The organism is Flavivirga jejuensis, from assembly GCF_030540765.1.
Taxonomy (GTDB): Bacteria; Bacteroidota; Bacteroidia; order Flavobacteriales; family Flavobacteriaceae; genus Flavivirga; species Flavivirga jejuensis.
The window spans coordinates 657680-684561 of record NZ_JAUOEL010000003.1 but is presented as its reverse complement, the minus strand read 5'-3'; the positions used below and the strand labels follow the sequence as shown (position 1 = coordinate 684561).

The window sequence follows — 26882 nt, the reverse complement described above, 5'->3', positions numbered from 1 at the left end:
AAAAAAATCTTCATTTTTACGGTTTCCCGTAACCACAAAAAAGGCTTAGATATTAGGTTTGTTAACAAACTATTTTTTAACCAAAATAACACATCTAAAATGAAAACTAATTTAAAACTTTTATGGTATGGAGTACTCTTTTTATGCATCCAATACCTTTCTGCACAAAAAGAAGAAATCTGGAAAGAAACAACCGTTTTTGAATTTAATGAACCTTATGAAACTATTACCATTAACTATGATGATGAGGAATTTGTCTTTAATGTAACGGAAAAAACCAAGTTTTTACTTGGGAAAAAACAACGTATTGCTAAAGAAAGAATTTCAATAGGAAGTACTGTAGATGTTGCTGTAGTTATAGAAAACAGGAAAAGAATGTTAACTAAAATACTATTAAATAAGGATGAATATGGAGAGGTTAAAAAGTTTGAGGGCGTGATCGAATCTTATGAAGGAGACACAGCTGTTATAGATGGAAGAAAAGTTGCATTAACCGATAAAACTATTATTAAATGTAATGGAGGGTCTGATTGTGCTTGTAGTAAGGGAAGAAGCTTTTTAGGTTTTGATGAACTTCAATTAGGAAGTTTTTTAACCGTTTATGGAGAACAAAATGGTGATGGCGTATATATGGCATCTGAAATAGAGGTTTGTAAAAACACCCATGGCAAAGTAGACCAGGAATACATGCTAAACTTATCTAAAGATTTTAATGCCTCTAATCTCAATCAATTCAAAAATATACCAGCAGATGTGTTTAAAGCTGCTAATGGTTTACATAATGGTACTATAAAGTTGGGAAATTTAGAATTTAAGTTATTAGATGATATCCGTGTTCAAGGCTACATTAACATGATAGGGAATCGTATATTACCTACTTACGCTAAAGAAGAAAGTTTTTCTGAAGAACATGAAGTGATTTTTAGATTTTATGTTATCGAAAGCGATGTGCCAAATGCTTCTGCTTTACCTAATGGAATGATATTCATTCATACAGGATTACTAAGACTTATGGAAAATGAAGCACAAATTGCTACTGTATTAGGACATGAAATTGCTCATGTTACATACGAGCATGGGATAAGAAAGTATAAAACAACCAGATTTACTAATAGTAATTTAGGTGAGAAAACTTCTAAATGGTTAAAAAAAACCTTTAAAAAGAAAATAAATATGGAAGGGACTTTAGTTGGTAACGCTTTAAATACAACTTTAGAATACACCACTCCCGAAACGGTTATGAGTTTATTTAATAAAAAGAATGAAACACAATCTGATAGAGTTGGTCTTTATTATATGTTAGAAGCTGGTTACGATCCAAGAGAAGCAGCGAGTTTCTGGAAAATTATGATGGAAAATACAGGAAACCAGAAATTTATGAATAAAGTTTTTACTTCTACATTAGGTATGGTAAACAATATTGAAACAGATTTAGGCACGACAGATTACGATGATTTGGGTGAAGATGGTATGGGTGTATTGGTAAAGAGTATTTTAGAAACTGTATACACATCGCACCCTCTTGTTATAAAAAGGCTTGGAGATATCAATCACTTATTAAGTACAACTTATACAAATACAGATTTTTACCAGTTAGAAGTTGGTAAAGAATCTTTTGATAAGCATATGAGAAAACTTAAAGAATAGAGCTATGAAAAAGTTGATAGCACTATGCATTTTATGTAGTATAACTTTTTCTTTTATAGAATATGTTCCAGATAAAGAATCCTATAATGTTACAGCCTTTTCTAGCCAAAAAAATATTGTTAATGACTCTATTGTAAACAAATCATCTACTATTTTTCTTATTGATAAATCTGGAAGTATGGGTTTAAAAGGAAAAAGCGGCAAAACTAAATGGGAGGAAGCAAAAGAAGCTGCATTAAAGGCAACATCTTCTATTTTAAAGGGAGACAGTGAAAACCAACAAGTGGCTTTTTTAACCTTTTCAGGTGGTTGTGTAGAAGACCCAACGAAACAACAAACCTTAAAATTTAGTAGTGATTATAAAATGGTACAACAACAGCTAAACGCTATAGGTAAACCTGGAGGGGGAACCCCTTTACATGAAGCAGTGATTTCTGCCAAAAAAAAATTGCAGTATTATAGTGCTAATTATGGTGATGGAGATGTATCTAAATTAATCGTTTTAAGTGATGGAGTAGCAACTTGTGGTCAAATAAGACCTAAAGAAGTATATGGGACAGGAACAACAATGGTTACTATTAATGGAGGAACCACTACTACTACTACTAATAATAATAATAATAATAATAATAATGGCGGGTATCCAAATACAACAAATAATAGTAATACGGCCAGTAGTTCTAATAGTATTTCACAAAACACAAATTCACTTGTAGGGAATACTATTCCAATAAAATATTATACAATAGGTTTTGATATAAAGCCAGGGTCGCCAGCAGAACGAGATTTACAATACTTGGCGGGTCAGACAGGAGGGAAATATCTAAATACACAGAATGAATTTGAATTAACCAGAGCTTTTACCAAATTTTTTAAAGTATACTACCCAAAAACCAATAGTAGTCTTCCAAATTTAAATTTTGAAAGAGAACATCAGTTTTTAACAGGGGTAGAAGCTATTGAAGAAGAGGTGTATAGAAAAGCTCAGCAATTATTTGAAGATTTTTGTATGGAAAGCCCAGAAGATTATAATGCGCTATTTAATTTAGCATTAATGTATGAAGCAAATGATTTTCACTTGCAAGCTATTGAAAAATTTGAACAGTATTTAAGCCTTCAACCAGATGCTGAAGATAAAGATTGGGTGCTAGAACAAATTTTGTTACTGCAAAATGATATGCTTCATTTTTTTGATTTTACTAAAAAAGTTTTAAAAACAGATTTGGAGTATTTAGAATTACATTTTAAAAAAATCCAAAATGGAGAAAGTCTTGCTTTGGCCTATGAGTTCATGGGGTTTATTAAAGAAAAAGAATTTTATTATAAAGATTTACTTTCTAAGTTAGGATTAGAAAGTAAAAATAAAGAAAGACTTTGTAATACGATTGAGTCTGGTTTAAGTAAATGTGCTAAGTATATTAAGAAAGATCCGAATAATTGGGATAAAAACGCATCATCTTCCCTTTCATTAATATTCTTTAATCTAGAAACATTAATAGATACTTTATAGATTAAGGTGGTCTTAGTAGAATAAATAATCCCTTTGCTAATAAAAGCAAAGGGATTATTATAAATATAATAATGTTATTACAAACCGACCAAATCGCCAGTTGTATCCTATATTTGTAGATGGTAAATTTGGTTTACTTATTAGGTAGATATCTTCTTAAAGAGTAGATTCTCTATCTTTTGTAATTACCTAAACAATTAAAGATAGTCCGTTAGGCAAAATCTCCAGAAGTAAAAACATGGTTGAAAAAGCGGAAGCGTTTATGTTAGAAGTGGCAAAATAATTTTATTCAGCAACATTGTTTTTTGATTTAATACAATCATTTTTGTTAATAGACATATTAATTGCTGTCCAGTTTTCTTTTCTAAATTTTGTTATATCTTGGTTTTATTCCAAATCTCATAAACATTATTGCAGTAATATCCCGATTATAGGATATTTAATGAACGTTATTTACTCTTAATTCTATAGCTGTTATTTTTTCGACAAAGCTAATTTAATTCCTAGTGAGATAAATAGTCCTCCTGTGATCTTATCTAACCATTTTTTGATTTTATAGTTTTGTCTTATTCGATTCGATAATTTTGAAGAGAAGATCGCTAAAGTTAAGCACCAAAGCGTTCCTGTAGAGACAAAAGTTAAGCCAAGAATCAGGAAAGGGATTGGACTTTGCGTATAGTGAGGATTAATAAATTGGGGTAAAAAAGCAAGAAAAAACAAGGCTACTTTTGGATTGAGAATATTTGTGAAAATTCCAGAGATATAAATTTTTCGGTAATTTGGTTTTTCCTTTTTTTCGTTTAGTTCAAACTTTTCGTTAGATTTAGAGATTAGCATTTTAATTCCTAAAAAAATCAAATATGTTGCTCCAGCATACTTAACTACTTCGAAGGCAAGTGCAGATTTAGCAAGAATTATGGAGAGTCCTAATGCAGCAAAAAGACAATGAACCAGTGCACCAGATGCAATTCCTAAAACAGATAAAATACCCGCTTTTTTTCCTTGAGAAATACTTCTTCCCAAAATATACATGGTGTCTGTACCAGGAGTCAAATTTAAAATGATCCCTGCTACTAAAAAAACCTCAAAATTTATTATTCCAAACATGATTTTTTGGTTTTATGTAAAGCTTATTTACAAACCAACCAAATCACCAGCCATATCTTTAGACGGTAAATTTGATTTACCCATTAAATAAATATCTACTTGACGAGCAGCTTCTCTACCTTCGGCAATTGCCCAAACAATTAAAGATTGTCCACGACGCATATCGCCAGCAGCAAAAATATTTGGAACATTGGTTTGGTATTTTCCATAGTCGGCTTTGTAATTAGAGCGTGCATCTTTTTCCAGGCCTAATTTATCGGCTAGTGTACTTTCAGGACCTGTGAAACCAAGTGCTAATAATGCTAAATCGCAAGGCCACGTTTTTTCAGAGCCTTCAATTTCTATAAGCTGAGGACGTTGACCAGGAACCATTTTCCATTCAACTTTAACTGTTTTTAAAGCAGTCAGTTTTCCGTTTTTATCCGTTACAAATTCCTTAGTATTAATTAACCAGTTCCTTTCGACACCTTCTTGATGAGAAGACGATGTTTTTAGCTGTAAAGGCCAATAAGGCCACGGTGTTGTTGGCGAACGGTGTCCAGGAGGTTTAGGCATGATTTCAAAATTCACTACCGATTTTGCTCCGTGACGATTTGATGTTCCTACACAATCTGAACCTGTATCACCACCACCAATTACAATAACATTTTTATCTGTTGCTAATACTTGGTCTTTAATTTCTTGTCCAAATAATACTTTCGTTTGTTGTGTTAGGAAATCCATGGCTTGCACCACACCATCAGCATCAATACCTGGTGTTGGTAAGCTACGTCTTTCTGTTGCGCCACCACATAGAACAACAGCATCAAAAGCTTTTAATTGGTCTACGTCGTAGTTTACACCAACATTCACATTCACTTTAAACGTAATGCCTTCTGCTTCCAAAATAGCGATACGACGATCAATGATCCCTTTTTCCATTTTAAAGTTTGGAATACCGTAACGTAATAAGCCTCCAATAGCATCATCTCTTTCAAAAACAGTAACAGTATGTCCTGCTCTGTTTAATTGTTGAGCTGCAGCTAAACCAGCAGGTCCAGATCCCACTATGGCAATAGTTTTACCAGATCGTACTTTAGGAGGTTGTGGTTTAATCCAACCTTCTTTAAAGGCACGCTCCACAATATTTTTTTCTATATTTTCTATAGATACAGGATCTTCAATAATACCTAGCACACACGATTTCTCACAAGGTGCAGGACATAAGCGACCTGTAAATTCTGGAAAATTATTGGTTGAATGTAGTAACCATGAGGCTTTTTGCCATTCACCTTGGTGTACCATATGGTTAAAATCTGGAATTAAATTACCAAGAGGGCAACCACTATGGCAAAATGGAATTCCGCAATCCATACAACGAGACCCTTGTTTTGTGATTTCAGTTTCACTTAAAGGAACTGTAAATTCTTTATAATGTTTTACACGATCTTTTACAGGCGTGTATGTTTCATCTTGTCTTTCAAATTCTTTAAATCCTGTTACTTTTCCCATGACACTATGCTGTTGTTAATTCTTCTACCATTGGTTCTTCAGTCTCTAAACGTTTTAAGGCACGTTTGTATTCGATTGGCATTACTTTTATAAAATTGCTTAAGCTCGTATCCCAATCTGCTAATAACCTTTCACCACATTTACTATTTGTATATAGTACATGCTTTTCTATGGTTTGTTTTAAATCTGCTGCATCTTCTGCAGAAATGTCTTCAAACTCAATCGTTTCTGTATTGCATAAACCGTTAACGAATTTATTATCAGGATCGTAAACATAAGCAATACCGCCACTCATTCCTGCTGCAAAGTTTCTTCCAGTGCTGCCTAGTACAATTACTTTTCCACCAGTCATATATTCACAACAGTGATCTCCAACACCTTCAACAACTGTTACAGCTCCAGAGTTACGTACTGCAAAACGTTCGCCAGCAATTCCATTAATATAAGCTTCTCCTTGAACGGCACCGAATAAACAAACATTACCAACAATGATATTGTTTTCTGCTATGAAATCTGCCTTAGCTGGTTTTTTGATGATTAGTTTAGCTCCAGATAAACCTTTTCCTAAATAATCGTTTGTATTCCCTTCAACAGTAAAAGATAATCCGTGTGCTCCAAAGGCTCCAAAACTTTGCCCTGCAGATCCAGTAAAATTGATGTTTAATGTATCTTCGGGTAAACCTAAATGACCATAAATTTTAGAAATCTCATTACTTACAATGGCTCCAACTGAACGATCTGTATTCTTAATAGGGTATTCTAATATCGTTTTTTCTTTTCTGTATAAAGCTCTATGCGAATCTTTTAATATTTGGAAGTCTATAACATGCTCCAAATTATGATCTTGCTGCTCGGTATTCTTAACCGTTAATTGTTTATAAACCTCTGGTCTGTGTAAAATAGAAGATAAATCTAAGCCTTTTGCTTTATAATGTTTAATGGCTTTATTGGCATTTATCTTATGTGTTTGTCCTACCATCTCTCCTAAAGTTCTAAACCCTAATTGAGCCATGATTGCTCTTAATTCTTCAGCGATATAAAAGAAGAAATTAATAACGTGTTCTGGTGTACCTTTAAAGTTTTTACGTAATTCTTTGTCTTGAGTAGCAATCCCTACTGGGCATGTATTTAAATGGCATTTACGCATCATAATACAACCTGAGGCTACTAATGGTGCTGTTGCAAATCCAAACTCTTCAGCGCCTAGTAAAGCGGCAATAGCAACATCCCGACCTGTTTTTAATTGACCGTCACACTCTACTACAATTCTACTTCGTAATTTATTTAAAACTAAGGTTTGTTGTGCTTCGGCTAAACCAAGTTCCCATGGTAATCCTGCATGTTTTAATGAGGTTAATGGTGACGCTCCTGTACCGCCATCGTATCCTGAAATTAAAACCACATCGGCTTTGGCTTTTGAAACCCCAGCAGCAATAGTCCCAACTCCAACTTCTGAAACCAATTTAACATTAACCCTAGCTTCACGGTTTGCATTTTTTAAATCGAAAATTAATTGTGCTAAATCTTCAATAGAATAAATATCGTGATGTGGAGGTGGTGAAATTAAGCCAACAAAAGGTGTTGAGTTTCTGGCTGAAGCAATCCATGGTAATACTTTTTCACCAGGTAATTGTCCACCTTCGCCAGGTTTTGCCCCTTGAGCCATTTTAATTTGAATTTCTTTCGCATTTGTTAAATAGTGCGAAGTTACTCCAAAACGACCTGATGCTACTTGTTTTATTGCTGAGTTACGGCTATCACCGTTTATATCTTTTTGGAAACGTTTTCTATCTTCTCCGCCTTCACCAGAATTTGATTTACCACCAATTCGGTTCATGGCAATGGCTAAATTTTCATGAGCTTCTCTGGAAATAGACCCGTAAGACATGGCGCCTGTTTTAAAACGCTTTACTATGTCTGTCCATGGCTCTACTTCTTCTAAAGGAATAGGGTCTAAATTATCAAATTCAAATAAACCACGGATGGTCATTAAGTTTTCAGACTGTTGGTTAATTGCTTTTGAATAAACATCGTAGCTGGCTTGATCGCTTAACCTAACGGCTTGTTGTAATTTTGCAACGGTAGTTGGATTGAATAAATGACGTTCGCCATTACGTCTCCATCTATAATCACCTCCAATGTTTAAGCCTAAACGTTTATCAATTAAATTATCTGGATAGGCTTGTTTGTAACGTTCATTGATTTCTCTTTCAATTTCGTATAAGCCTATACCTTCAATTCTAGAAGCGGTATAAGGGAAGTATTTTTCAACAAATTGAGAATTGAAGCCAACAATTTCGAAAATTTGAGAACCTCTATAAGAATGTAAGGTAGAGATTCCTATTTTGTTCATTATTTTTAAAATCCCTGTTCCAATAGCTTTGTTAAAATTATCAACGGCCTTTTGTTCGTCCATATCAGTAATGAAACCTTCTTTTACTTGCATTCTGATAATTTCGTTTACCATATAAGGGTTAACAGCGCTGGCTCCATAACCAAATAAGGTAGCAAAATGATGTGGTTCACGGGGTTCTGCAGATTCTATAATGATATCAAAATAAGAACGCTTGCGTAAACGATTCATTTGATGATTTACATAAGAACAAGCCAATAAAGCAGGAATAGGAGCTAATTCTTGGTTAACACCTCTATCTGATAAAATGATAATATTTGTTTTTCTATCTAATGCTTTTTCAATTTGTATTATAATATTTTCAAGAGCCTCTTCAAGTCCATTAAGCCCTTGATTTTTTGGATAAAGTATTTCAATAGTTTCAGCTTTAAAACTTTCAATAGAAATACTTCTTATTTTTTCTAAATCGGCATTAGAGATAACAGGGTTTTGAATTCTAAGCTTTCTACATTGTCTGTCGGTAATGCTGAAAATGTTTCGGTCTTTACCTAAATTTAAACTAATATCTGTTACAATCTCTTCGCGAATACCATCTAATGGTGGGTTTGTAACTTGGGCAAACAATTGCTTGAAGTAATTAGAGATAAGTTGCGGTCTATCAGACAAAACGGCTAAAGGTGTATCAATTCCCATAGAGCCTAAAGCTTCTTTTCCAACAACGGCCATAGGTGTAATAACCTCTTGGATATCTTCGAATGTGTAATTGAATAAACGCTGTCTTGTTTTTATATCAATCGTTTCAATAGGACAGGTTTCGTTTGTGTAAGGAACGTCTTTTAGGTGTAATCTTGTTTTGTCTAACCATTCTTTATAAGGTCTTTCAGAAACAATTTTACTTTTAATTTCTTCATCTTCAATAATACGTCCTTTGTTCATGTCTACCAAGAACATTTTTCCAGGCTCTAATCGACCATGTTTTTCTACATCTTCAGGTTCTATTTCTACAACACCGATTTCAGACGACATAATTAATTTACCACTTTTGGTAACGGTATATCTAGAAGGCCTTAGTCCGTTTCTATCTAATAAAGCACCAATGTAATCACCATCTGTAAAAGGTACAGATGCTGGGCCATCCCATGGCTCCATAATAGAACCATTGTATTCGTAGAATGCTTTTCTTTCGGCAGACATGGTTTTGTGCTTTTCCCATGCTTCAGGAATCATCATCATCATAATTTCTGGTAACGATCTTCCTGTGTGCGTTAATAATTCAACCACCATATCCATAGAAGCAGAATCGGACTTACCAGGTAATATGATAGGGAATAATTTATCTATTTGAGGTCCGAAAACATCACTTTTCATGATTTCTTCACGAACACGCATTCTACTAACATTACCACGTAAGGTGTTAATCTCACCATTCTGACACATAAAACGGAATGGTTGTGCTAATTCCCAAGTAGGCATCGTATTGGTAGAAAAACGCTGGTGTACTAATGCCAGACGTGTTACTAGATCTATTTGTTGTAAATCGGTATAATAAGGACCGATATCTTCAGGCATTATAATGCCCTTATATATTAAAGTTGTGGTTGATAAGCTTGGTACATAAAAATAGGCGCTTTCCGAGATTTTTGATTTTCTAATTATATGCTCAGTAATTTTACGTGCAGCATACAATTTAGCTTTAAAATCAGCTTCACTAATCGTTTCGGTTTTACCAACAAAAAGTTGCTCAATATTAGGCTCTGAAGCTAAAGCTATCTGACCTAATTGTGTAGAATCTACAGGAACTTCTCTCCATCCTAAAATAGAAAGCCCTTGTGTTTTTATTTCTTCTTCAAAAGTGTTTTTACAAAATAGGTATTGGTTTGATGTTTTTGGTAAGAATACCATACCTACGGCATATTCTCTTTGAGCTGGGATATTAAAATCGCAAACTCTTTTAAAATAATCATGAGGGATATCAATTAATAAACCAGCACCATCACCAGTTTTTCCATCGGCACTTACACCTCCACGGTGTTCTAGCTTTACGAGAATTTCTAAGGCATCATGAATGATTTGATTTGTCTTATCTCCATTAAGATTACAAATAAAACCTGCGCCACAGTTTTCATGTTCAAATTCGGGTAAATATAGTCCTTGTTTCTTCAGCATAATCGACAAATTTTGGTTTAAAACTTGAGTTGAAGAGCTAAGATATGCACTAAGACTCGAATTACAATAAGGGGTATTTCATTATTCCGATTATATAAGCGAAGTTGAGATAAAAATAAGTATATATCAATATTAAACGCATTTTTTAATAAATATTCAAATCTATAATTTTCAGTAATAAATACGGATATGTGAATTAATGCTAATAAAGAGTCAAGTTGCTAGGGATAATATCATTAAAGCATATAAAATATTGACGATAATTCAAATAATTGAGTTGTTAAAAATTCAAAAAAACACATAATAAAAATAATACCTATAAAAAAATAGGGTAAAAAATGAAATATTGATAAAATTAATTCAATCAACCCTATTTTTTATGGGGTGTATTTGTTTTTTGTATAGATTAGCCTCGTTGATTAGAAATAAAATCAAAAGTTAAATAACTAAACTCAAAACAATTATGAAAAAACTATTTACGCTTTCAATGCTTTTTATGGCAACAGTTTTATTTGCACAAGAAGAAGAGGTTACTGAGAAAAAATTAAATATTAGTGGTAGTGTAGATGCTTACTACAAAACTAATTTAACATCTACAGACGTAGGATCACAAAATACAGGAACATCATTTGCTAATGAGACAGGCTTTGCTTTAGGTATGGCTAATGTTATTGCTAGTTATGAAGGTGAAAAAACAGGTGCTGTTGCAGATTTAGCTTTTGGACCAAGAGGATTAGAAGCAGTTGGTGGTGATGATGCTATTTTTGTTAATCAATTGTATGCTTACTGGAATGTGTCTGAAAGTACTACTTTAACTTTAGGTCGTTTTAATACGTATTTAGGATACGAAGTTATATCTCCTACGGGAAATTTTAACTACAGTACATCTTTCATGTTTTCTTATGGTCCATTTTCTCATGTTGGTTTAAAAGCAGATTTTGCTTTATCTGATGATTTTAGTTTAATGTTGGCTGTTATGAATGTTACAGATGAGAATTTTAATGGAACAAGTGGTGGTTCTGTTCCTGGTGCATACTCTATAGGAACACAATTAGGTTATAAGGGGCAATTCTTAAACTTCTATTATGATAACGATGCTAAATTAGGATTCGAAATTGACTACACAGGTGGTTTTGATGTTTCTGATGAATTTTATTTAGGTATTAATGCTGCTTATCAAAAAAATGATGATTTAGATACTGGATTTTACGGTGTAGCATTATATCCTCAATATTCATTTTCTGATGCTTTTGCTTTAGGTCTTAGAGGAGAGTATTTTGCAGAAAATGGCGACTATGGAGTGATTGGCTTAGGAGTTACTGATGCTGACGGAGATGCTAGTGTATTTGCAACTACTTTAACAGGAAGTTATACTATTGAAAATCTTGTTATCAAACCAGAATTACGTTTAGATAGTGGATCGGAAGATGGTGCTTTCTTTGATAACGATTCAGAAGCTACAAAAAGTTTAGCTGCTTTTACTTTGGCTGCTATATATTCTTTCTAACAAAACTAAATAATAGATACAATCATGAAGAAAATTGAAGCAATTATTAGAAAATCTAAATATCGTGTTGTTAAAGAAGCACTACATGATGTTGGAGTGAACTTTTTCTCTTACTGGGATGTTACTGGTTTAGGGAATGAAAAAGAAGGTCATGTATACAGAGGAGTGTCATACAGTACAAGTGATATTCAACGTAGACATATATCAATTGTTGTAAATGATGATTTTGAAGAAGTAACTATTCAAGCAATTCTTAATTCGGCCGGAACAGGTGAAGTAGGAGATGGGAAAATATTTGTATCAGATATTAATGAATGTTACAGAATACGAACAGGGGAAAAAGGTGGAGACACTTTAAAATAATCACCATTTAAAATATATACACATATTATGGAATTACTTACAACAAATAATGTATGGATGATGGTCTGTACAGCTCTGGTTTTCTTCATGCACTTAGGTTTTGCATTTTTAGAAATTGGATTAACAAGACAAAAGAATACTATAAACATTCTTTTCAAGAATATATTTATTATCACGGTTGGCTTACTATTATATTGTTTAGTTGGTTTTAACTTAATGTATCCTGGTTTTGCAGAAGGTTCGTCTGGAATCTTTGGTTTTGCAGGATTTGGATTAGATTCGCCTTTAACAGCTGAAGGAGCTTTAGATTTAACTTATAATGAAGGGTATACTTACTGGACAGATTTCTTATTTCAAGGGATGTTTGCAGCAACAGCAGCAACGATTGTTTCTGGTGCAGTGGCCGAGCGTATGAAGATTGTACCATTTATGATCTTTACAATAGTATACGTAGGATTTGTTTATCCAATAGCTGGTTCATGGAAATGGGGAGGTGGATTTTTAGATACATTAGAAACGCCTTTTTATGATTTTGCAGGATCATCTTTAGTGCATTCAGTTGGTGGATGGGCAGCATTAGTAGCAGTTTGGTTACTAGGATCTCGTATAGGTAAATTTAAAGATGGAAAACCACAAGCTATTCCTGGACATAACATTCCTTTAGCAACTGCTGGGGTTATAATTCTATGGTTAGGATGGTTTGGTTTTAATGGTGGTTCTGTACTTTCAGCAGATCCAAGCTTAACGTCTTTAACTTTAGTGACGACTTGTTTAGCAGCTGCAGCAGGTGGTGTAGTAGCGATGTTGGTTTCTACGGTGATGTTTAAAAACTTAGATTTAACCATGTTCTTAAACGGAATACTTGGTGGTTTAGTTGGTATTACAGCTGGTGCAGACCAAATGAGCCCTACAGATGCTATTTTAATTGGAGCTATCGCAGGAGCAATTATTGTTTTTGCAGTAAGTTTTATTGATAAAATTAAATTAGATGATCCTGTTGGTGCTATTGCAGTTCACTTAATATGTGGTATTTGGGGAACATTAGCAGTAGGTATTTTTGGAGCGTTAGCAGGAATGGATCAGTTTATTAGTCAGTTAACAGGTGTAGGTGCCTATGCCGTTTTCTGTATTGTAACCTCGTTTATTATAATCTTCGCGTTGAAGAAAACAATGGGAATAAGAGTTTCTGAAAAAGAAGAATTAGAAGGATTAGATGGTCATGAGCACGGTATGGATGCATATCCAGACTTTAGAATGAATGAACATTAATAATTAGTTTAGTTTTTGTAAAAAGGATGTTTTACTTATTGTGTAAGACATCCTTTTTTTTATATAATAATGTGAACTTTTTAGGAGGAGACATACTGTCGTTACTAGGTTCAGACGAGTGATACCATAGGTTTATGGTATTAGGTTACTGAGTAATTAAAGAAGAATAAGCGTCAATCATATTATTATCTACAAAAAAGTGCTTGTTGTATTCAACGCCTTCATTATTGCGATAAAAAGCTCGAATTATGCCTTTTCTAATAAAACCAAATTTTTTAGCAGTTTTAACTTCTTTTACGAAATACTCTCCTTTTTTTAATGATTGCTCAGTAAAAATTATTTTTAGCTCATTCCAAGTCGTTTCTTGAACTGGTGAAATAGCGTTTAAGTAACTGTATAAATCTTCCATTTTATTTTTGTTTTAATGCCTCACCATGCTTGTTACACAGGCTTTATGTAAATATCTGTATCTTCAGTTATGTAAGGGAAAAAAGATTGCCAAGATAAATTATGTTCCTTTCTTAATTTTCTCAAGTGCATACCAAATGCTTGTACCTATTTGTGTTATATAGATTTGGATGCTTATTTAAAATATAACAAAATAGTACATATATGTGTTTATTATATCGATAAGAAAAACAGAATTTAGATTCGTGAAATAGTAAAAATCACAAAAATGAAACCAAACGAATTTACAGCAAGCTATGGTGACACACTACAAACAAATCCTAAAACGAATCAAGTTTATATAAAACTGCCTATTGCAGATCTAAATGAGCTCAGCTATATGCAGGAATCATTGCTTGAATTTATATTACTTCTGTCTCAATTAGAAAAAAGCAATATAAGAACGAGCAAATGCAAAGCAGCATGTATTGGCTTAGCAAACTACTTTTTAGTAATTACCCATATGCCGAGCTTGATGGTCTATCAGAATGGTTGAAAACTGCTAAATAAAAACGTTAAGCCGAATTTCTACTAGCGTTAATATTACCAAATAAAGAACGTGTTACAATCTTTTCGAAAATTTGTATTTGTTCTTCGTCTCTTACCTCTGCTTTTTCTAACTCCTGAATCTTTTTAAGCGCATACTGTTGTATGGTTAACAATGGTAAAACTATAGATTCTCTCACCTCAATAGAAGCTTTTCCAGAAGGCTCGTTTTCCATTAATTTCTTGTACCCAGTAAGCTTTAAAAGAAGCCTTTTGGTCGTGATATATTCATCGTGGATAATATTCCAAAATTCACCAAATTCTGGATCCTTAGCCATATACTTCGTTAAATTGAAAAACGATTTTGATAAAGACATCATACTATTTTCTAATAAGGTCTTGAAGAATTTCGAATTATTATAAAGTTGTTTTACTTTATCGAATTCGTCATTGTCCTCATAAACTTTTAGAGCCGTACCAACACCAAAGAACCCAGGAACATTCTGTTTTAATTGACTCCATGAGCCTACAAAAGGAATGGCTCTTAAATCTGAGAAAACTAATTTATCTGAAGTACCTCTTTTTGAAGGACGGCTACCAATATTCGTTTTAGCATAATATTTTAAGGTGCTCATTCTTTCTAAATAAGGAATGAACATAGGGTGGCTTTTAAAGTCTTTATAGGTCTTATAGCTTATTTCAGCTAAATCATTCATAACAACCTTATCGTCTGGAGACATGGCAGATTGATTTTTGCTTAAGCGATTAGAAACCCCAGAACTTATTAACTGTTCTAAGTTATATTGCGAAGAATCTAAGGTTCCAAAATTAGAACTAATAGTTTGTCCTTGAATCGTTAGCTGTACTTCTTTATCCTCAATGGTTGGACCGAGCGACGAGTAAAATTGATGTGTTTTACCACCACCTCTTGCTGGTGGACCACCTCTACCATCAAAAAATATGGCAGTGATATCATATTTTCTAGACATCTCTGTTAGTAATTCTTTAGCTTTAAAAATACCCCAGTTTGCCATTAAATACCCACCGTCTTTGGTACCGTCTGAAAATCCTAGCATAATGGTCTGTTTATTGCCTCTACTTTTTAAGTGAGCCATATACGCAGGGTTGGTATAGAGTTGCTCCATAACACCTGGTGCATTTTCTAAATCGGGAATAGTTTCAAAAAGAGGAACAACATCAACCGTTAAGTTATCTTTGAATGTAATTAGCTTAAGCATCGCAAAAAGCTGCATAACATTTAAAGCGGTTTGATTGTTACTTATAATATATCTGTTAGCACCACGCTCACCATTACTTTCTTGAATATCTTTAATAGCTTCAATAGTTTTTAAAGTATTAAAAACCATTTCATCTTTAAAAACACTTATATCGATAGTTTCATCTGTAACTTCAGATAATATTTTAATTTGCTCTTCTTCAGATAAATCATGATAATTTTTAGGGAATGAAGTACTTTCTTGTTTAATTAAATGATCTATTACTGTGGTGAAAACAGTATGATGAATTCTACTGTCTTGTCTAATATCTAGCGTAGCAAAATTATAACCAAAAAGGCGTACTCTATTTATTAAGTTATTTATTTCGCCTACGTATAAAGATTGATGCTCTTTTACAACAAGGTTTCTAATACTCAATAATTCTAAGATAAGCTCTTTGGACGTAATAGTTTTTTTTGTGTTTAAATTAACACTAAAGTTGTATAGTATGGTTTCTAATTTTATAATACGTTTTTCTACACCCTTAAAAGTAAGTTTGCGTCTTAAATTTTTAAGGTCGGAATAGTATTTTTTTAAGATAGCTTGCTTTAATTTTTTAGCAACCTTTATAGTGGTATCTGGTTTTACAAACGGATTTCCATCACGATCGCCTCCAGGCCAAAAACCAATATTTATAATTTCATTATGTTTTTTCCCGTCATCATAAATATTTTGCTGAATGTAATTGTAAATTTCACCAAACGATTGATAAAACACATTCTCTAAATACCAAATTAAACTTTTTGCCTCATGGTAAGGCGTTGGTTTTTCATGTTTAAAGAAAGGTGTTTTTCCTAATTGACCAAATAAATTATTTATACCAGACAGGTTATTTTCTTTAATAGCCTCTGTTAAATCTGTGATGATTCCTAAAACAGAACCTGGATAGAATTGCGTTGGGTGTGCTGTTAAAACAATACGCACCTTAAACTCTTCAAGGTAACTTTGTAGTTCTTCTAATCTGTTCTCTGAAATGGCAGTCTCTTTAAGATTTCTTAAAGTACCAATACCTTCCATGTTATTAACTATTGGGAAAGCAGCATCTTCAATAGCATCAAATAAAACCACTTGTCTTTCTATATATTGAATAAAACGAAATAGTAAGTTTATTTGACTTTCTTTAGAACGTCTACCTTGGTATTTTTTAAAAAATGTATCAACAATAGTTGTGGGATCATCACCCCATTCAAAACCTTTCTCGCAGGTTTCATGAAATAAAGGAAGTAGTATTCCAGTTTTTGTAATAGTATCGAAAGGTAAGGTCATAAATATACTATTGTATATTTGATATTTAGACAATACATTTTGTTTAAATCGTGTTAGTTTAGGCTCTACCGACATAGTTTCGTTCTATTGAAAATTAACCGTAAAAGTAGTGAAGCTTTCATAAAAGCATGTAGACTCGATAAAGATTTATTGATTTTTTTAGTTTGATGAATTCTTATTGTGAATAATTAAAAAAAACACCAAATTAATCAGATTCTTTATAATTCATAAAGTGCTTTAAATAACGATATTATTTAATCGAAAAGAATTTTTGGCTTTGCTTCTGGGTTTTCGTTGAAATTGTTATTCCTGTGAAAACGCACTACAAAATACAGAATTTCTTGAAATTCTGTATTTCACCAACACTAATTCTGTTAAGAATAGTATGATAAAAGTCATACTTGATGTTATGTTAAACTAATACCTTCGGCGTTTAATAAATTTATAGCAATTAGAAATAAAACATAATTAGATGAAAAAAGTGCATTCATTTCACATCCCAGTTATGGGTATAGGCTTTACGGTTGATACACCAGTAAAAGTTGCCCAATACGGTATGGATTCTGTGATTTCTTTAGTAGACGATATTTTACTTGAGAAGTTAAGAAAGATGTATAGCGAGAAATTTGAGGTTCCTTATAACGAGATAACAGATAAAGTACAAGATTTTAGAGCTAAACGAATCACATCATATTTGAATTTGGTTAATGATTTAGCCGATAAAAAATTTGAAGATTTAAAGAATATAGGAATTAAAAAAACGGACGATTTAAAAGCCTATATAAACATGCTTCCCAATGGTGCTTCGTTAAAAACAGAATTTAAAAAACTCACAGAAAAGGGCTTTAATATTTCTGAAATTAAAAAATGGACCATTAAAAATTTGGTTAAAGGTAGTATTGACGTTAATATTATGACCAAAGTAGATAAAGATAACTATGTTAAAGGCGAAAAGTTATCTACCGAATATAATGATGCGCATGCTGCATTAAGAGGTTTTGTAAATAGTAAGTTAAATTCTTCTGTGGTGCTTTCTGCGGGATTAAACCCTAGACTGTATAGTTATATGGGACAGTTTGATGATTTTTATCCTACAGAAAATGGTGCTTTTGAAAAGAAAATTATTTTAAAAGTAAGTGACTATAAATCGGCATTAATCCAAGGTAAATTTTTGGCAAAAAAAGGATTATGGGTTTCGGAATATAGAATTGAATCTGGGTTAAATTGTGGGGGCCATGCTTTTGCTACAAACGGCTATCTTTTAGGACCTGTTTTAGCCGAATTTAAAGAAAAGAGAGAGGAATTAAAAGAGTCAATTCAAGAACTTTTAAATCAAGAATTGATGAATCAAGGGCGTGTAATTCCCGAAACACCTTTAGTTATGAAAATTTCTGCACAAGGTGGTGTTGGGACTCAAGAAGAACATGAGTTTTTAATAAATGAATATCAATTAGACTCCGTTGGTTGGGGGACGCCTTTTTTATTAGTCCCAGAAGCAACAACTGTAGATGAAAAAACATTAGACAAGTTAGCTAAAGCTAAAGAAGCCGATTTATATTTAAGTGATATTTCGCCATTAGGCATTCCATTTAATAACCTTAGAGATAATACCAAAGATCTCGAAAAGGAAGCGCTTATTAATAAAGGAAGACCAGGTAGTGCTTGCCCAAAGAAGTTTGTGGCTTTAAATAAAGAATTTAAAGAAAAAGGGATATGTACTGCTTCCAGAGAATACCAACATTTAAAAATAAAAGAGTTGGATGCGCAAGAATTACCGTTGGAAGATTATCAAGCTAAGTTTAATAAAATAATAGAGAAATCTTGTACCTGTGTTGGTTTAGGGACTTCTGCATTATTAGCATATAATTTAGATACAAAAGTAGAAGGCGAAGGGGTATCTGTTTGCCCTGGTCCAAATATGGCATATTATTCTAATATTATGAGTTTAAAGAATATTACAGACCATATTTACGGAAGAGATAATATGATTTCCAGAGATGATAGACCAAATTTATTTATCAAAGAATTATATATTTATATAGATTTTTTAAAGAATAAATTAGATGAAGTAAAAAAATCAATAACAAAAAAAGAGGAAAAATACCTGCTAACTTTTACAAACAATATGAAAGAAGGAGTTTCATATTATAAAACCATGTTTTGTGAATTGAAACATGTTTTTGAAGACATTAGAGATGTTATTTTATATGAATTAGATAAAAGCGATACCACTTTAAATTCTATTAAACTTGAGATTGAAAGTTTGTCTGTTATAAACTAAAATGTGATCAAAAGGATTTTATTTTAAAGAGAAGTGGTTTAGGTTTTTTGGATTGATGTAAATCAATTAAAGTGTTTTTACTATTTATAGTTAGTGCTATGGAGTTATAAAAAGACGAAAATTGAGTAAAAAAAGGACATTTTACAGGTCATTAAAAAAAGTTTAAACCACTTTATAGATTTTCATTCTATTTTTATTAAATATTAAAGAGTTCGCTTGAGTTAGATTCCTTTATGTCATGGTTTTTTTGAGGATGCTTAATTTCTTCACAATTTTTAATACAATCTTATTTTCAATACAGCTTTAATTCAGATATTTGCATAAATAAAGATGTTATAAAGCATTGGGTTGTTTTTGTAACGTGAAGAAGATTAATAAAATGGATTTAGTAAAAGAAATAAATCGTCTTAAAAAAGAAAAGAATGCTGTAATTCTGGCACATTATTATCAAGTTCCAGAAATACAAGATATTGCTGATTATGTAGGGGATAGTTTGGGCTTATCACAAAAAGCAGCCGAAACAGATGCCGATATTATTGTATTTGCTGGTGTGCATTTTATGGCAGAAACAGCTAAAATATTAAATCCATCAAAAACAGTCGTGCTGCCCGATTTAAATGCGGGATGCTCTCTAGCAGATGCTTGTCCACCAGAAAGTTTTTCGGCATTAACAAAACAACATCCAGATCATGTTGTTATTACTTATGTAAACTGTTCGGCAGAAATTAAAGCTTTAAGCGATATCGTATGTACTTCTTCAAATGCTTTAAAGATTGTTGAATCGGTACCAAAAGACACACCTATTATTTTTGCGCCAGACAAGAATCTTGGAAAGTATGTTATTAAAGAAACAGGAAGGGATATGTTGCTTTGGGATGGTAGTTGTATTGTGCATGAAGCTTTTTCAATGGATAAATTAATTGAATTGCATAAAAAATATCCAGACTATAAAATTATAGCGCACCCAGAATCTGAGGAACATATTTTGAATACTGCAACCTATGTTGGATCTACCTCGGGCATGATAAATTACGTAAAAGAACATCAAGAAGAAAAATTTATAGTTGCTACAGAAGCTGGTATTTTGCATAAAATGCAACAAGAAATGCCAAATACAGAGCTTATTCCTGCTCCTGCAGTAGAAGATAATACCTGTGCTTGTAGCGAGTGTCATTTTATGAAAATGAATACCATGCAAAAATTGTATGATTGTTTATCAAACGAATCACCACAAGTTGAAGTCCCCGAGCCTATTAGAAAAAAAGCATTATTACCTATTGAGCGGATGTTAGAATTATCTAAATAAAAAATGGTTACTACAGATTATTTAGTCATTGGCTCTGGAATAGCAGGATTAACATTTGCGGTTAAAATAGCAGAAAAATTTCCAGACAGAAAGGTTGTTATCGTTACGAAATCTAATGAGGACGAATCCAATACTAAATATGCCCAGGGAGGGGTTGCTATTGTTTTAGATAAAGAAAAAGATTCCTTTAAAAAACATATTAAAGATACTTTAATGGCTGGCGATGGTTTATGTAAGGAATCGGTTGTTAAGCTTGTTATAAAAGAAGGACCTAAACGATTGGAAGAATTGTTGCTTTGGGGAGCAAATTTTGATATAAATGACAGCGGAAGATTCGATTTAGGAAAAGAAGGCGGACATTCGGAATACAGAGTGGTTCATCATAAAGACATTACAGGTTACGAGATAGAGCGCGCTCTGTTAGAACGCACACATCAACTATCAAATATCACTATTTTACCACATCATTTTGCTATAGATTTAGTTACCAATCACCATATAGAAGACTATGAGTCTGAAACCTTATCGTGTTTTGGTGCCTATATATTTAATCAAAATACAGGAGATATCTTTACAATAAAAGCAAACAGCACGTTGTTAGCTTCTGGAGGTATTGGATGTGTTTATGGGCATACAACGAACCCCATTATTGCAACAGGCGATGGTATTGCGATGGCCTACAGAGCTAAAGCGCGTATTAAAGACATGGAGTTTGTTCAGTTTCATCCAACAGCTTTATATGAAGAAAAAGGGGAGTCTTCATTTTTAATTTCTGAAGCTGTTAGAGGTTTTGGTGCTTATCTTCGAACTAAAAGCGGTTACCGTTTTATGCCAGATTATGATGAGCGTGCTGAGTTAGCTTCCAGAGATATTGTGTCTCAAAGTATAGATAGCGAATTAAAAAAATCTGGTGATCCCCATGTGTATTTAGATTGTACACATTTAGATATAGAAGCGTTTAAAGATCATTTTCCTAATATTTATAAAAAATGCTTAGAGCATCATATAAATATTGAAACCGATTGGATCCCTGTAATTCCTGCATCTCATTATTTATGTGGTGGTATTAAGGTAAACAAAAAAGGAAAAACAACTATTGATAATTTATTTGCCTGTGGTGAGTGTACAAGAACTGGTTTGCACGGTGCTAATAGGTTGGCATCAAATTCATTATTAGAAGCTTTGGTTTTTGCTCATAACATTTTTAAGCATCATAGTGAATGTGATTATAAACCGACAGATTTAATAATCCCAGGTTGGAATGACGAAGGTACCATTATCGAAAAAGAGCATATTTTAATACAACATAACCTAAAGCAATTACAAGCGCTAATGCGAGATTATGTAGGGATTGTAAGAAGTAATAAGCGATTAAAAAGAGCCATAAAACATTTAGATTTAATTTATAATGAAGTTGAAGATCTTTACAAAGAATCTAAAATAACAACTTCGCTTTGCGAATTAAGAAATATGATTAATGTGTCTCACTTAATTATTAGACAATCTTTAGATAGAAAAGAAAATAAAGGCGGTTATTACAATGTTGATAATGTAAAAAATAATGAGATCTGAGATCTTTTAATCTAAAAATTTTCTGACCCTTGAGACCTACCGTCTGGACACATCTCAATGAATTGCTTTATCATTCCTGCGAAGGCAGCAATCCACTAGTCAAGTAAGCAAGCCTAATCTTTAGATTTTTTTTCAATATAGGATTTCCTATTTCTAATAAATCAATTTTCCATTGACATTAGGCAAAATAAAAACCATATTTCTACACTAATTTTAATATTGTTTTAATTTTATTAATATATAGACAGAATTTATGATAACAAAAAGACCCTTATAGATGTTTCTTTTGCGATTATTGCAATTTTAATAGCTGTATATTTTATTGGATATGGTGTCTTTAAATCATAAAGCCTGTTTTAGCTTTTGTTCCACTTGTTCCCAAGTATAGAATTTAGTTTCTCCTTTTTCCATTCTAGATAGCCGTCTATCTAATTCTTCTTTTTGAGATCCGGGCAATTCAAAAGCTTTATTCTCACTTTCGTCTTTAAAAAGAGTTTTAATTTTTTTAATTAAAGACTTCTTTTGGGTTTCAAGTAATAATTTTACTAGTTCTATTTTTTCTGCTTGTAAATCCATAGTTCTATAATTATACAACTAAATTAATTAAATTAAAACTTTTAGGAAACCTAAAAGAAGTCTAAAATGATCTAAATTATTTACCTAGCAGCAACAATTCATTAATCACAATTTCTGTGATATATCGTTTGTTTCCTTCTTTATCATCATAGCTACGAGAAGTCAATTTGCCTTCAATAGCAATCTCTTTACCTTTAACGACATACTTCTCGATTATTTGAGCCGTTTTACCCCAAGCCACAATATTGTGCCATTGCGTATCGGTAATTTTTTCACCATTATTATTCGTGTAGCTTTCGTTAGTAGCCATAGTGAATTTAGCTAAAGATTTTCCCGATTCTAGATTAATAATTTCTGGATCGTTTCCTAAGTTACCAATCAACTGTACTTTGTTTCTAAGCGTGTTCATAATTTTAAATTTTATTGTTAAACAGTTAATACTATTGAACCTGTATCGATTCAACACTGCAAATATGAAACGGTATTCAAATTTTATTCGGTTAATAAATATTTAAACACGTTTGTAAGTGTTTGTAGTCGTTTGTAATCATATAATTCGTAAACAGGTGTCCTTTCATCATAGATATCGTACCATAATCGACTGATTTTGTGGTAGTGGACGTTTTTTATTAATTTAAGCGAACTAACCAAGAATATATTACCAAATGAGTTTTTTAAAAAAAGAATACACTAAGCACAATAGTTATAAGAATAGATATGTAGAAACATTTACCATGGGGGTATCCTTGGTTTTTATAGTTGGAATTTTTTATTGGGTTTGTATGTTTTGTCTACATCTGTTTTAGTGAATTTTATATTGAAATACTCCAAATTCTTTATTTTCAATTTATTAATCCACGTTATTGTGTGTCAGGAAAACCCAATTTAGAGAAGTCTGTAGGAGTATTTAAATTGTAAGTTGAACCACGCCTTTGTTGTGGTAGGCTACTCTTGTTTCCTGTGCTGTACTTGTTTCAGTATTTAACGGAATCATCTAGGTTTAATACCCTTTATTTGAGGGTAACTTAAATGAACGGTACGTATTCCTAAAAGATGAAAACACACACGTGTAAGGTTCTCGTGATATTACACGAATTATGCGTAAAATACTTTTTGTACGATTGGACTTAACCTTAAAAAAGATAAGGCATATAAGTATTTTATCAGATAAATCTTACTGTTGTCGACTCATTTTGCGACAATGGATGCTTTTCTTTAATTTAAGCGAACCAACTAACTATACCAATCAAATGAAATTTTTTAAAGAAAAAGGCAATAACCCCAGTGATTATAAAAATAAATATGTAGAAATATTTACCACGGGAGCAGCCTTGGTTTTTATAATTGGGATTTTTTATTGGATTTACGTGTTTTGTCTTTATTTATTCCAGTAAATTTATAATGAATACTCCAATTTGTTTCATTCGTTGAAATTGTATTGTTTTCTTTTTATTGTTACGTAACTTTTATAATTCTAGACTATATTAACTCTGATAATTTAAGCATGCTTGACTTGCCTTAAATATAAATTTATGTAAATCGTTTTTCAAAAAAATTGAATAAGGGAAATAATTAATTACTAAATTTATATTCAATTAAAAAACTAATATTTTAAATAATTGCTAGAAACCCAAATTATTCCTAATGGTTCGGTTGGACTTAATCCACAGTCTACCGCTCGTTTAATGTTTTCTGGATCATCTAGATTAACTATTATCATATTTAGACAAGTGTTATTATCGTCTGATGAACAGTTAAAAATAATTCACAATGCAATTTAGTATAGAAACAGAACGATTAATTTTAAGAGAATTACGAATGTCGGATTTAGACGGGATGTTCGAGTTAGATTCAGATCCAGAAGTACATAGGTATTTAGGTAATAAACCAGTAAAAATTAAAGAAGAATCGCAAAAAATTATAGAAAGTGTTATAAGCCAATACAATCAACATAATATTGGTCGATGGGCAGCCATTGAAAAATCTTCTGGCGATTTTATAGGCTGGTCTGGATTAAAACTCAATACAGAAGATACCATGAATGGCTATTCTAATTTTATAGATATTGGCTACAGACTCATTCCAAGGTATTGGGGGAAAGGATATGCTACAGAGTCTAGCTTTGCTGCTTTAAATTATGCTTTTAATTCAATGAAACTAAAAACGGTATATGGCATTACAGAGAAAGAAAACCAAGCATCACATAACATCCTGCTAAAAGTGGGATTACATTATCAAGAAGATTTTATTTATGAAAAAGAGAACCTGGAATTGCGTTGGTATAAAATTGAAAATAAATAATTATGCAAAAACAATGTTTAGAATGTGGTGATAATATCGTTGGTAGAATAGATAAAAAATTCTGTAGCGATGGTTGCCGAAATGCTTATAATAATAAAGTAAATAAAGACAGTAAAAATTTAATACGTAATACCAATAACAGGTTGCGCAAAAATTATAGAATATTAGAGGCGCTCAATCCAAACCAAAAAACAAAAACATCCCGCGCTAAGCTAATAGAAGCGGGTTTCGATTTCAATTATTTTACAAGTATTTACACTACCAAAGCTGGGACTGTCTATTATTTTGTGTACGATCAAGGATACTTACCTTTGGAGGGAGATTATTATGCATTGGTAAAACGAGAATAACACCAATTAAAACTCAAAAAAATCCATATAATTTGTTTAGTTCACTAGCTCTTATTTTAGAAATAGGAGTTCATGAATCTTCGATTTCTATTTCGCTCATGTTACAATATAAAATAAAACGATAACTAAATCTATGATTGAATTTACTATCTTATCTGAACAAAATATAATTCAAATTATTTATAGCTCATTTTAAATAATAATTGATATAAGATATTAGTTTCGTAGCATATTAATGAGAATAGATATTCAAGTATTTAATAATAAAATAGTTTCAATGACTGAGAGTTTTAAATTTATTATCCCTGTTTTAATGTTTTGTATAATAGGTGGCATTATTTTTTCAGCGATTTATTTCGGTAAAAAATATACTATTTTAAGAAAGCTATCTAAATTTAAGGCAAGACGAATTACCCAATTTAGAACAAACGAACTCACTAAAGTGTCGGGGAAAGTATTACAAGTGCAAGAACCGTTTGTTGCACCGCTTAGCAAACGAAAATGTGTTGCTTATATTTTTGAAATAAAACAAAAAGTTTCATCGGGGAAGAGTTCTCGGTGGGATAGCTTAGTTTTAAAGGAAGATATTCAAGATTTTTTTCTTGAGAAAGAAGGTGAATTGGTTATGGTTAAACCTTCTCGGGAAACAAATAATTATTATAGTTTTATGGTTGAAGATAAACGGGTTTCTTCTGGTACATTTAACGATCCAACTCCAGAGTTTCAAAAGGTATTAGAATCATTTGGAGTTGAAAGTGAAAACTGGTTAGGGTTTAATAAAACCTTAAAGTATACAGAAAGAATTATAGAGATAGGTGAAACAATAACAGTTGGAGGTATTGCAAAATGGAAAACATTAGAAACACCTATAAATGGACATAATTACTCTAAAATTGCTGCATTAGAAAGTAGCATAAATCAAAAAATAATTATTACAGATCATCCTAAAGCGATAAAACTAGTTGAAAGAAGACGTTGATTACTGTTTCCAGTTTTGTCCTTTTAGAGCTAATGCTGCCTTAAGAATATCTTTTTGACTTATCTGACCTACTAGTTTACCATTCTCAATAATAGGAAAACGTCTTCGTTTAGATGCTAGAAACTTATTGGCAGCGTCAAAAATATTCATATTACCATCTATGGTTTCAACATCTTTAACCATGTGCTTTTCAACAGTGTCGTTATCCATTGGCATATTATAATATCTGCTTTCACTTATTTGTTTAATACAATCGCCTTCAGATATAACACCTATTAATTCATTTTTATCATTTATTACGGGAGCTCCAGAAATACGATTTTTTATTATAGCATCAATTACTTGTTCAATACGTTGATCAGATTTAAATGTAATTAAATTTCGAGTCATATAATCACTAACCTTAATGGGGATGTTAGGTGTGTCTTTTTGTGTTTTTTTTCGTGAACCTAGAAAGCTTTTTATTCCCATAACTATAAAGTTTAGTAATCTTAAATATAGTCATTTTTTTTAAATTTTCATAAAAATGTATTTATTCATAGTTGAATATTTGAATAATAACGATGTATAATGCTATAATTTTATGAAAAAAGACTACCTGTTAACTTAAGCAGAAATAATTAGCATT

Annotated in this window: 20 protein-coding genes; 12 read left to right on the top strand and 8 right to left on the bottom strand. The window is 32.0% G+C overall.

All coding sequences use genetic code 11. The features are described 5' to 3' along the window. Positions 1-99: 99 nt before the first annotated feature. Together Q4Q40_RS11455 and Q4Q40_RS11450 are read left to right on the top strand one after the other, a co-directional pair. The gene (locus tag Q4Q40_RS11455; protein ID WP_303301932.1) at positions 100-1647 is read left to right on the top strand and encodes a M48 family metalloprotease; all 1548 of its coding nucleotides are present in this window, start codon (positions 100-102) and stop codon (positions 1645-1647) included. Between the two features lie 4 nt (positions 1648-1651). Beyond that, on the top strand, positions 1652-3157 hold the full coding sequence (locus Q4Q40_RS11450; protein ID WP_303301931.1) for a vWA domain-containing protein: 1506 nt from the start codon (positions 1652-1654) through the stop codon (positions 3155-3157). Between the two features lie 474 nt (positions 3158-3631). On the opposite strand, the gene Q4Q40_RS11445 is transcribed toward Q4Q40_RS11450, so the two are convergent. From Q4Q40_RS11445 to gltB, 3 genes are read right to left on the bottom strand one after another with little or no spacing between them, the layout of a single operon-like run. Continuing rightward, positions 3632-4264, bottom strand: coding sequence for a LysE family translocator (locus tag Q4Q40_RS11445; protein WP_303301930.1), 633 nt, complete (start codon positions 4262-4264; stop codon positions 3632-3634). A gap of 27 nt (positions 4265-4291) precedes the next feature. After that, a complete protein-coding gene (locus Q4Q40_RS11440; RefSeq protein WP_303301929.1) occupies positions 4292-5755 on the bottom strand; it encodes a glutamate synthase subunit beta in 1464 nt (487 codons plus the stop codon). Positions 5756-5759: 4 nt separating this feature from the next. Further along, on the bottom strand, positions 5760-10274 hold the full coding sequence (gene gltB / locus Q4Q40_RS11435; protein ID WP_303301928.1) for a glutamate synthase large subunit: 4515 nt from the start codon (positions 10272-10274) through the stop codon (positions 5760-5762). A gap of 463 nt (positions 10275-10737) precedes the next feature. On the opposite strand from gltB, the gene Q4Q40_RS11430 reads away from it, so the two are divergent. From Q4Q40_RS11430 to Q4Q40_RS11420, 3 genes are read left to right on the top strand one after another with little or no spacing between them, the layout of a single operon-like run. Beyond that, the gene (locus Q4Q40_RS11430; RefSeq protein WP_303301927.1) at positions 10738-11781 is read left to right on the top strand and encodes an outer membrane beta-barrel protein; all 1044 of its coding nucleotides are present in this window, start codon (positions 10738-10740) and stop codon (positions 11779-11781) included. Between the two features lie 24 nt (positions 11782-11805). Further along, complete coding sequence (locus Q4Q40_RS11425; RefSeq protein ID WP_303281727.1) at positions 11806-12144, top strand: P-II family nitrogen regulator; 339 nt, start codon at positions 11806-11808, stop codon at positions 12142-12144. 27 nt (positions 12145-12171) lie between these two features. After that, entirely contained in the window at positions 12172-13413 is a 1242-nt protein-coding gene (locus Q4Q40_RS11420) for an ammonium transporter (protein WP_303301926.1), read from the top strand. Positions 13414-13558: 145 nt separating this feature from the next. Here the strand turns inward: Q4Q40_RS11420 and Q4Q40_RS11415 are convergent, their stop codons facing one another. Further along, positions 13559-13822, bottom strand: coding sequence for a cyclic nucleotide-binding domain-containing protein (locus Q4Q40_RS11415; protein ID WP_303301925.1), 264 nt, complete (start codon positions 13820-13822; stop codon positions 13559-13561). A gap of 267 nt (positions 13823-14089) precedes the next feature. Here Q4Q40_RS11415 and Q4Q40_RS11410 point away from each other — a divergent pair, with 267 nt between their 5' ends. Beyond that, positions 14090-14356: a hypothetical protein gene (locus Q4Q40_RS11410; protein ID WP_303301924.1), complete on the top strand. Its 267-nt coding sequence runs from the start codon at positions 14090-14092 to the stop codon at positions 14354-14356. Positions 14357-14375: 19 nt separating this feature from the next. On the opposite strand, the gene Q4Q40_RS11405 is transcribed toward Q4Q40_RS11410, so the two are convergent. Then, entirely contained in the window at positions 14376-16964 is a 2589-nt protein-coding gene (locus tag Q4Q40_RS11405) for a phosphoenolpyruvate carboxylase (protein WP_303301923.1), read from the bottom strand. A 397-nt stretch (positions 16965-17361) separates the two neighbouring features. Here Q4Q40_RS11405 and Q4Q40_RS11400 point away from each other — a divergent pair, with 397 nt between their 5' ends. The 3 genes from Q4Q40_RS11400 to nadB all read left to right on the top strand — a co-directional run bounded on the left by Q4Q40_RS11400 (position 17362) and on the right by nadB (position 22048). Beyond that, entirely contained in the window at positions 17362-19170 is a 1809-nt protein-coding gene (locus Q4Q40_RS11400) for a hypothetical protein (RefSeq protein WP_303301922.1), read from the top strand. Between the two features lie 379 nt (positions 19171-19549). Then, positions 19550-20476, top strand: coding sequence for a quinolinate synthase NadA (nadA, locus tag Q4Q40_RS11395; protein ID WP_303301921.1), 927 nt, complete (start codon positions 19550-19552; stop codon positions 20474-20476). Positions 20477-20479: 3 nt separating this feature from the next. After that, the gene (gene nadB / locus Q4Q40_RS11390) at positions 20480-22048 is read left to right on the top strand and encodes an L-aspartate oxidase (protein ID WP_303301920.1); all 1569 of its coding nucleotides are present in this window, start codon (positions 20480-20482) and stop codon (positions 22046-22048) included. A 342-nt stretch (positions 22049-22390) separates the two neighbouring features. Here nadB and Q4Q40_RS11385 read toward each other — a convergent pair whose 3' ends face one another. Together Q4Q40_RS11385 and Q4Q40_RS11380 are read right to left on the bottom strand one after the other, a co-directional pair. Further along, complete coding sequence (locus Q4Q40_RS11385; RefSeq protein ID WP_303301919.1) at positions 22391-22624, bottom strand: addiction module protein; 234 nt, start codon at positions 22622-22624, stop codon at positions 22391-22393. 76 nt (positions 22625-22700) lie between these two features. Next, positions 22701-23033, bottom strand: coding sequence for a single-stranded DNA-binding protein (locus Q4Q40_RS11380; RefSeq protein ID WP_303301918.1), 333 nt, complete (start codon positions 23031-23033; stop codon positions 22701-22703). 1361 nt (positions 23034-24394) lie between these two features. On the opposite strand from Q4Q40_RS11380, the gene Q4Q40_RS11375 reads away from it, so the two are divergent. The 3 genes from Q4Q40_RS11375 (at position 24395) to Q4Q40_RS11365 (ending at position 26254) form a co-directional block, all read left to right on the top strand. After that, on the top strand, positions 24395-24925 hold the full coding sequence (locus Q4Q40_RS11375; protein ID WP_303301917.1) for a GNAT family N-acetyltransferase: 531 nt from the start codon (positions 24395-24397) through the stop codon (positions 24923-24925). 2 nt (positions 24926-24927) lie between these two features. Further along, entirely contained in the window at positions 24928-25275 is a 348-nt protein-coding gene (locus Q4Q40_RS11370) for a hypothetical protein (RefSeq protein ID WP_303301916.1), read from the top strand. A 277-nt stretch (positions 25276-25552) separates the two neighbouring features. After that, positions 25553-26254, top strand: coding sequence for a hypothetical protein (locus Q4Q40_RS11365; RefSeq protein ID WP_303301915.1), 702 nt, complete (start codon positions 25553-25555; stop codon positions 26252-26254). On the opposite strand, the gene Q4Q40_RS11360 is transcribed toward Q4Q40_RS11365, so the two are convergent. After that, complete coding sequence (locus Q4Q40_RS11360; protein WP_303301914.1) at positions 26255-26725, bottom strand: CBS domain-containing protein; 471 nt, start codon at positions 26723-26725, stop codon at positions 26255-26257. Positions 26726-26882: the final 157 nt, after the last annotated feature.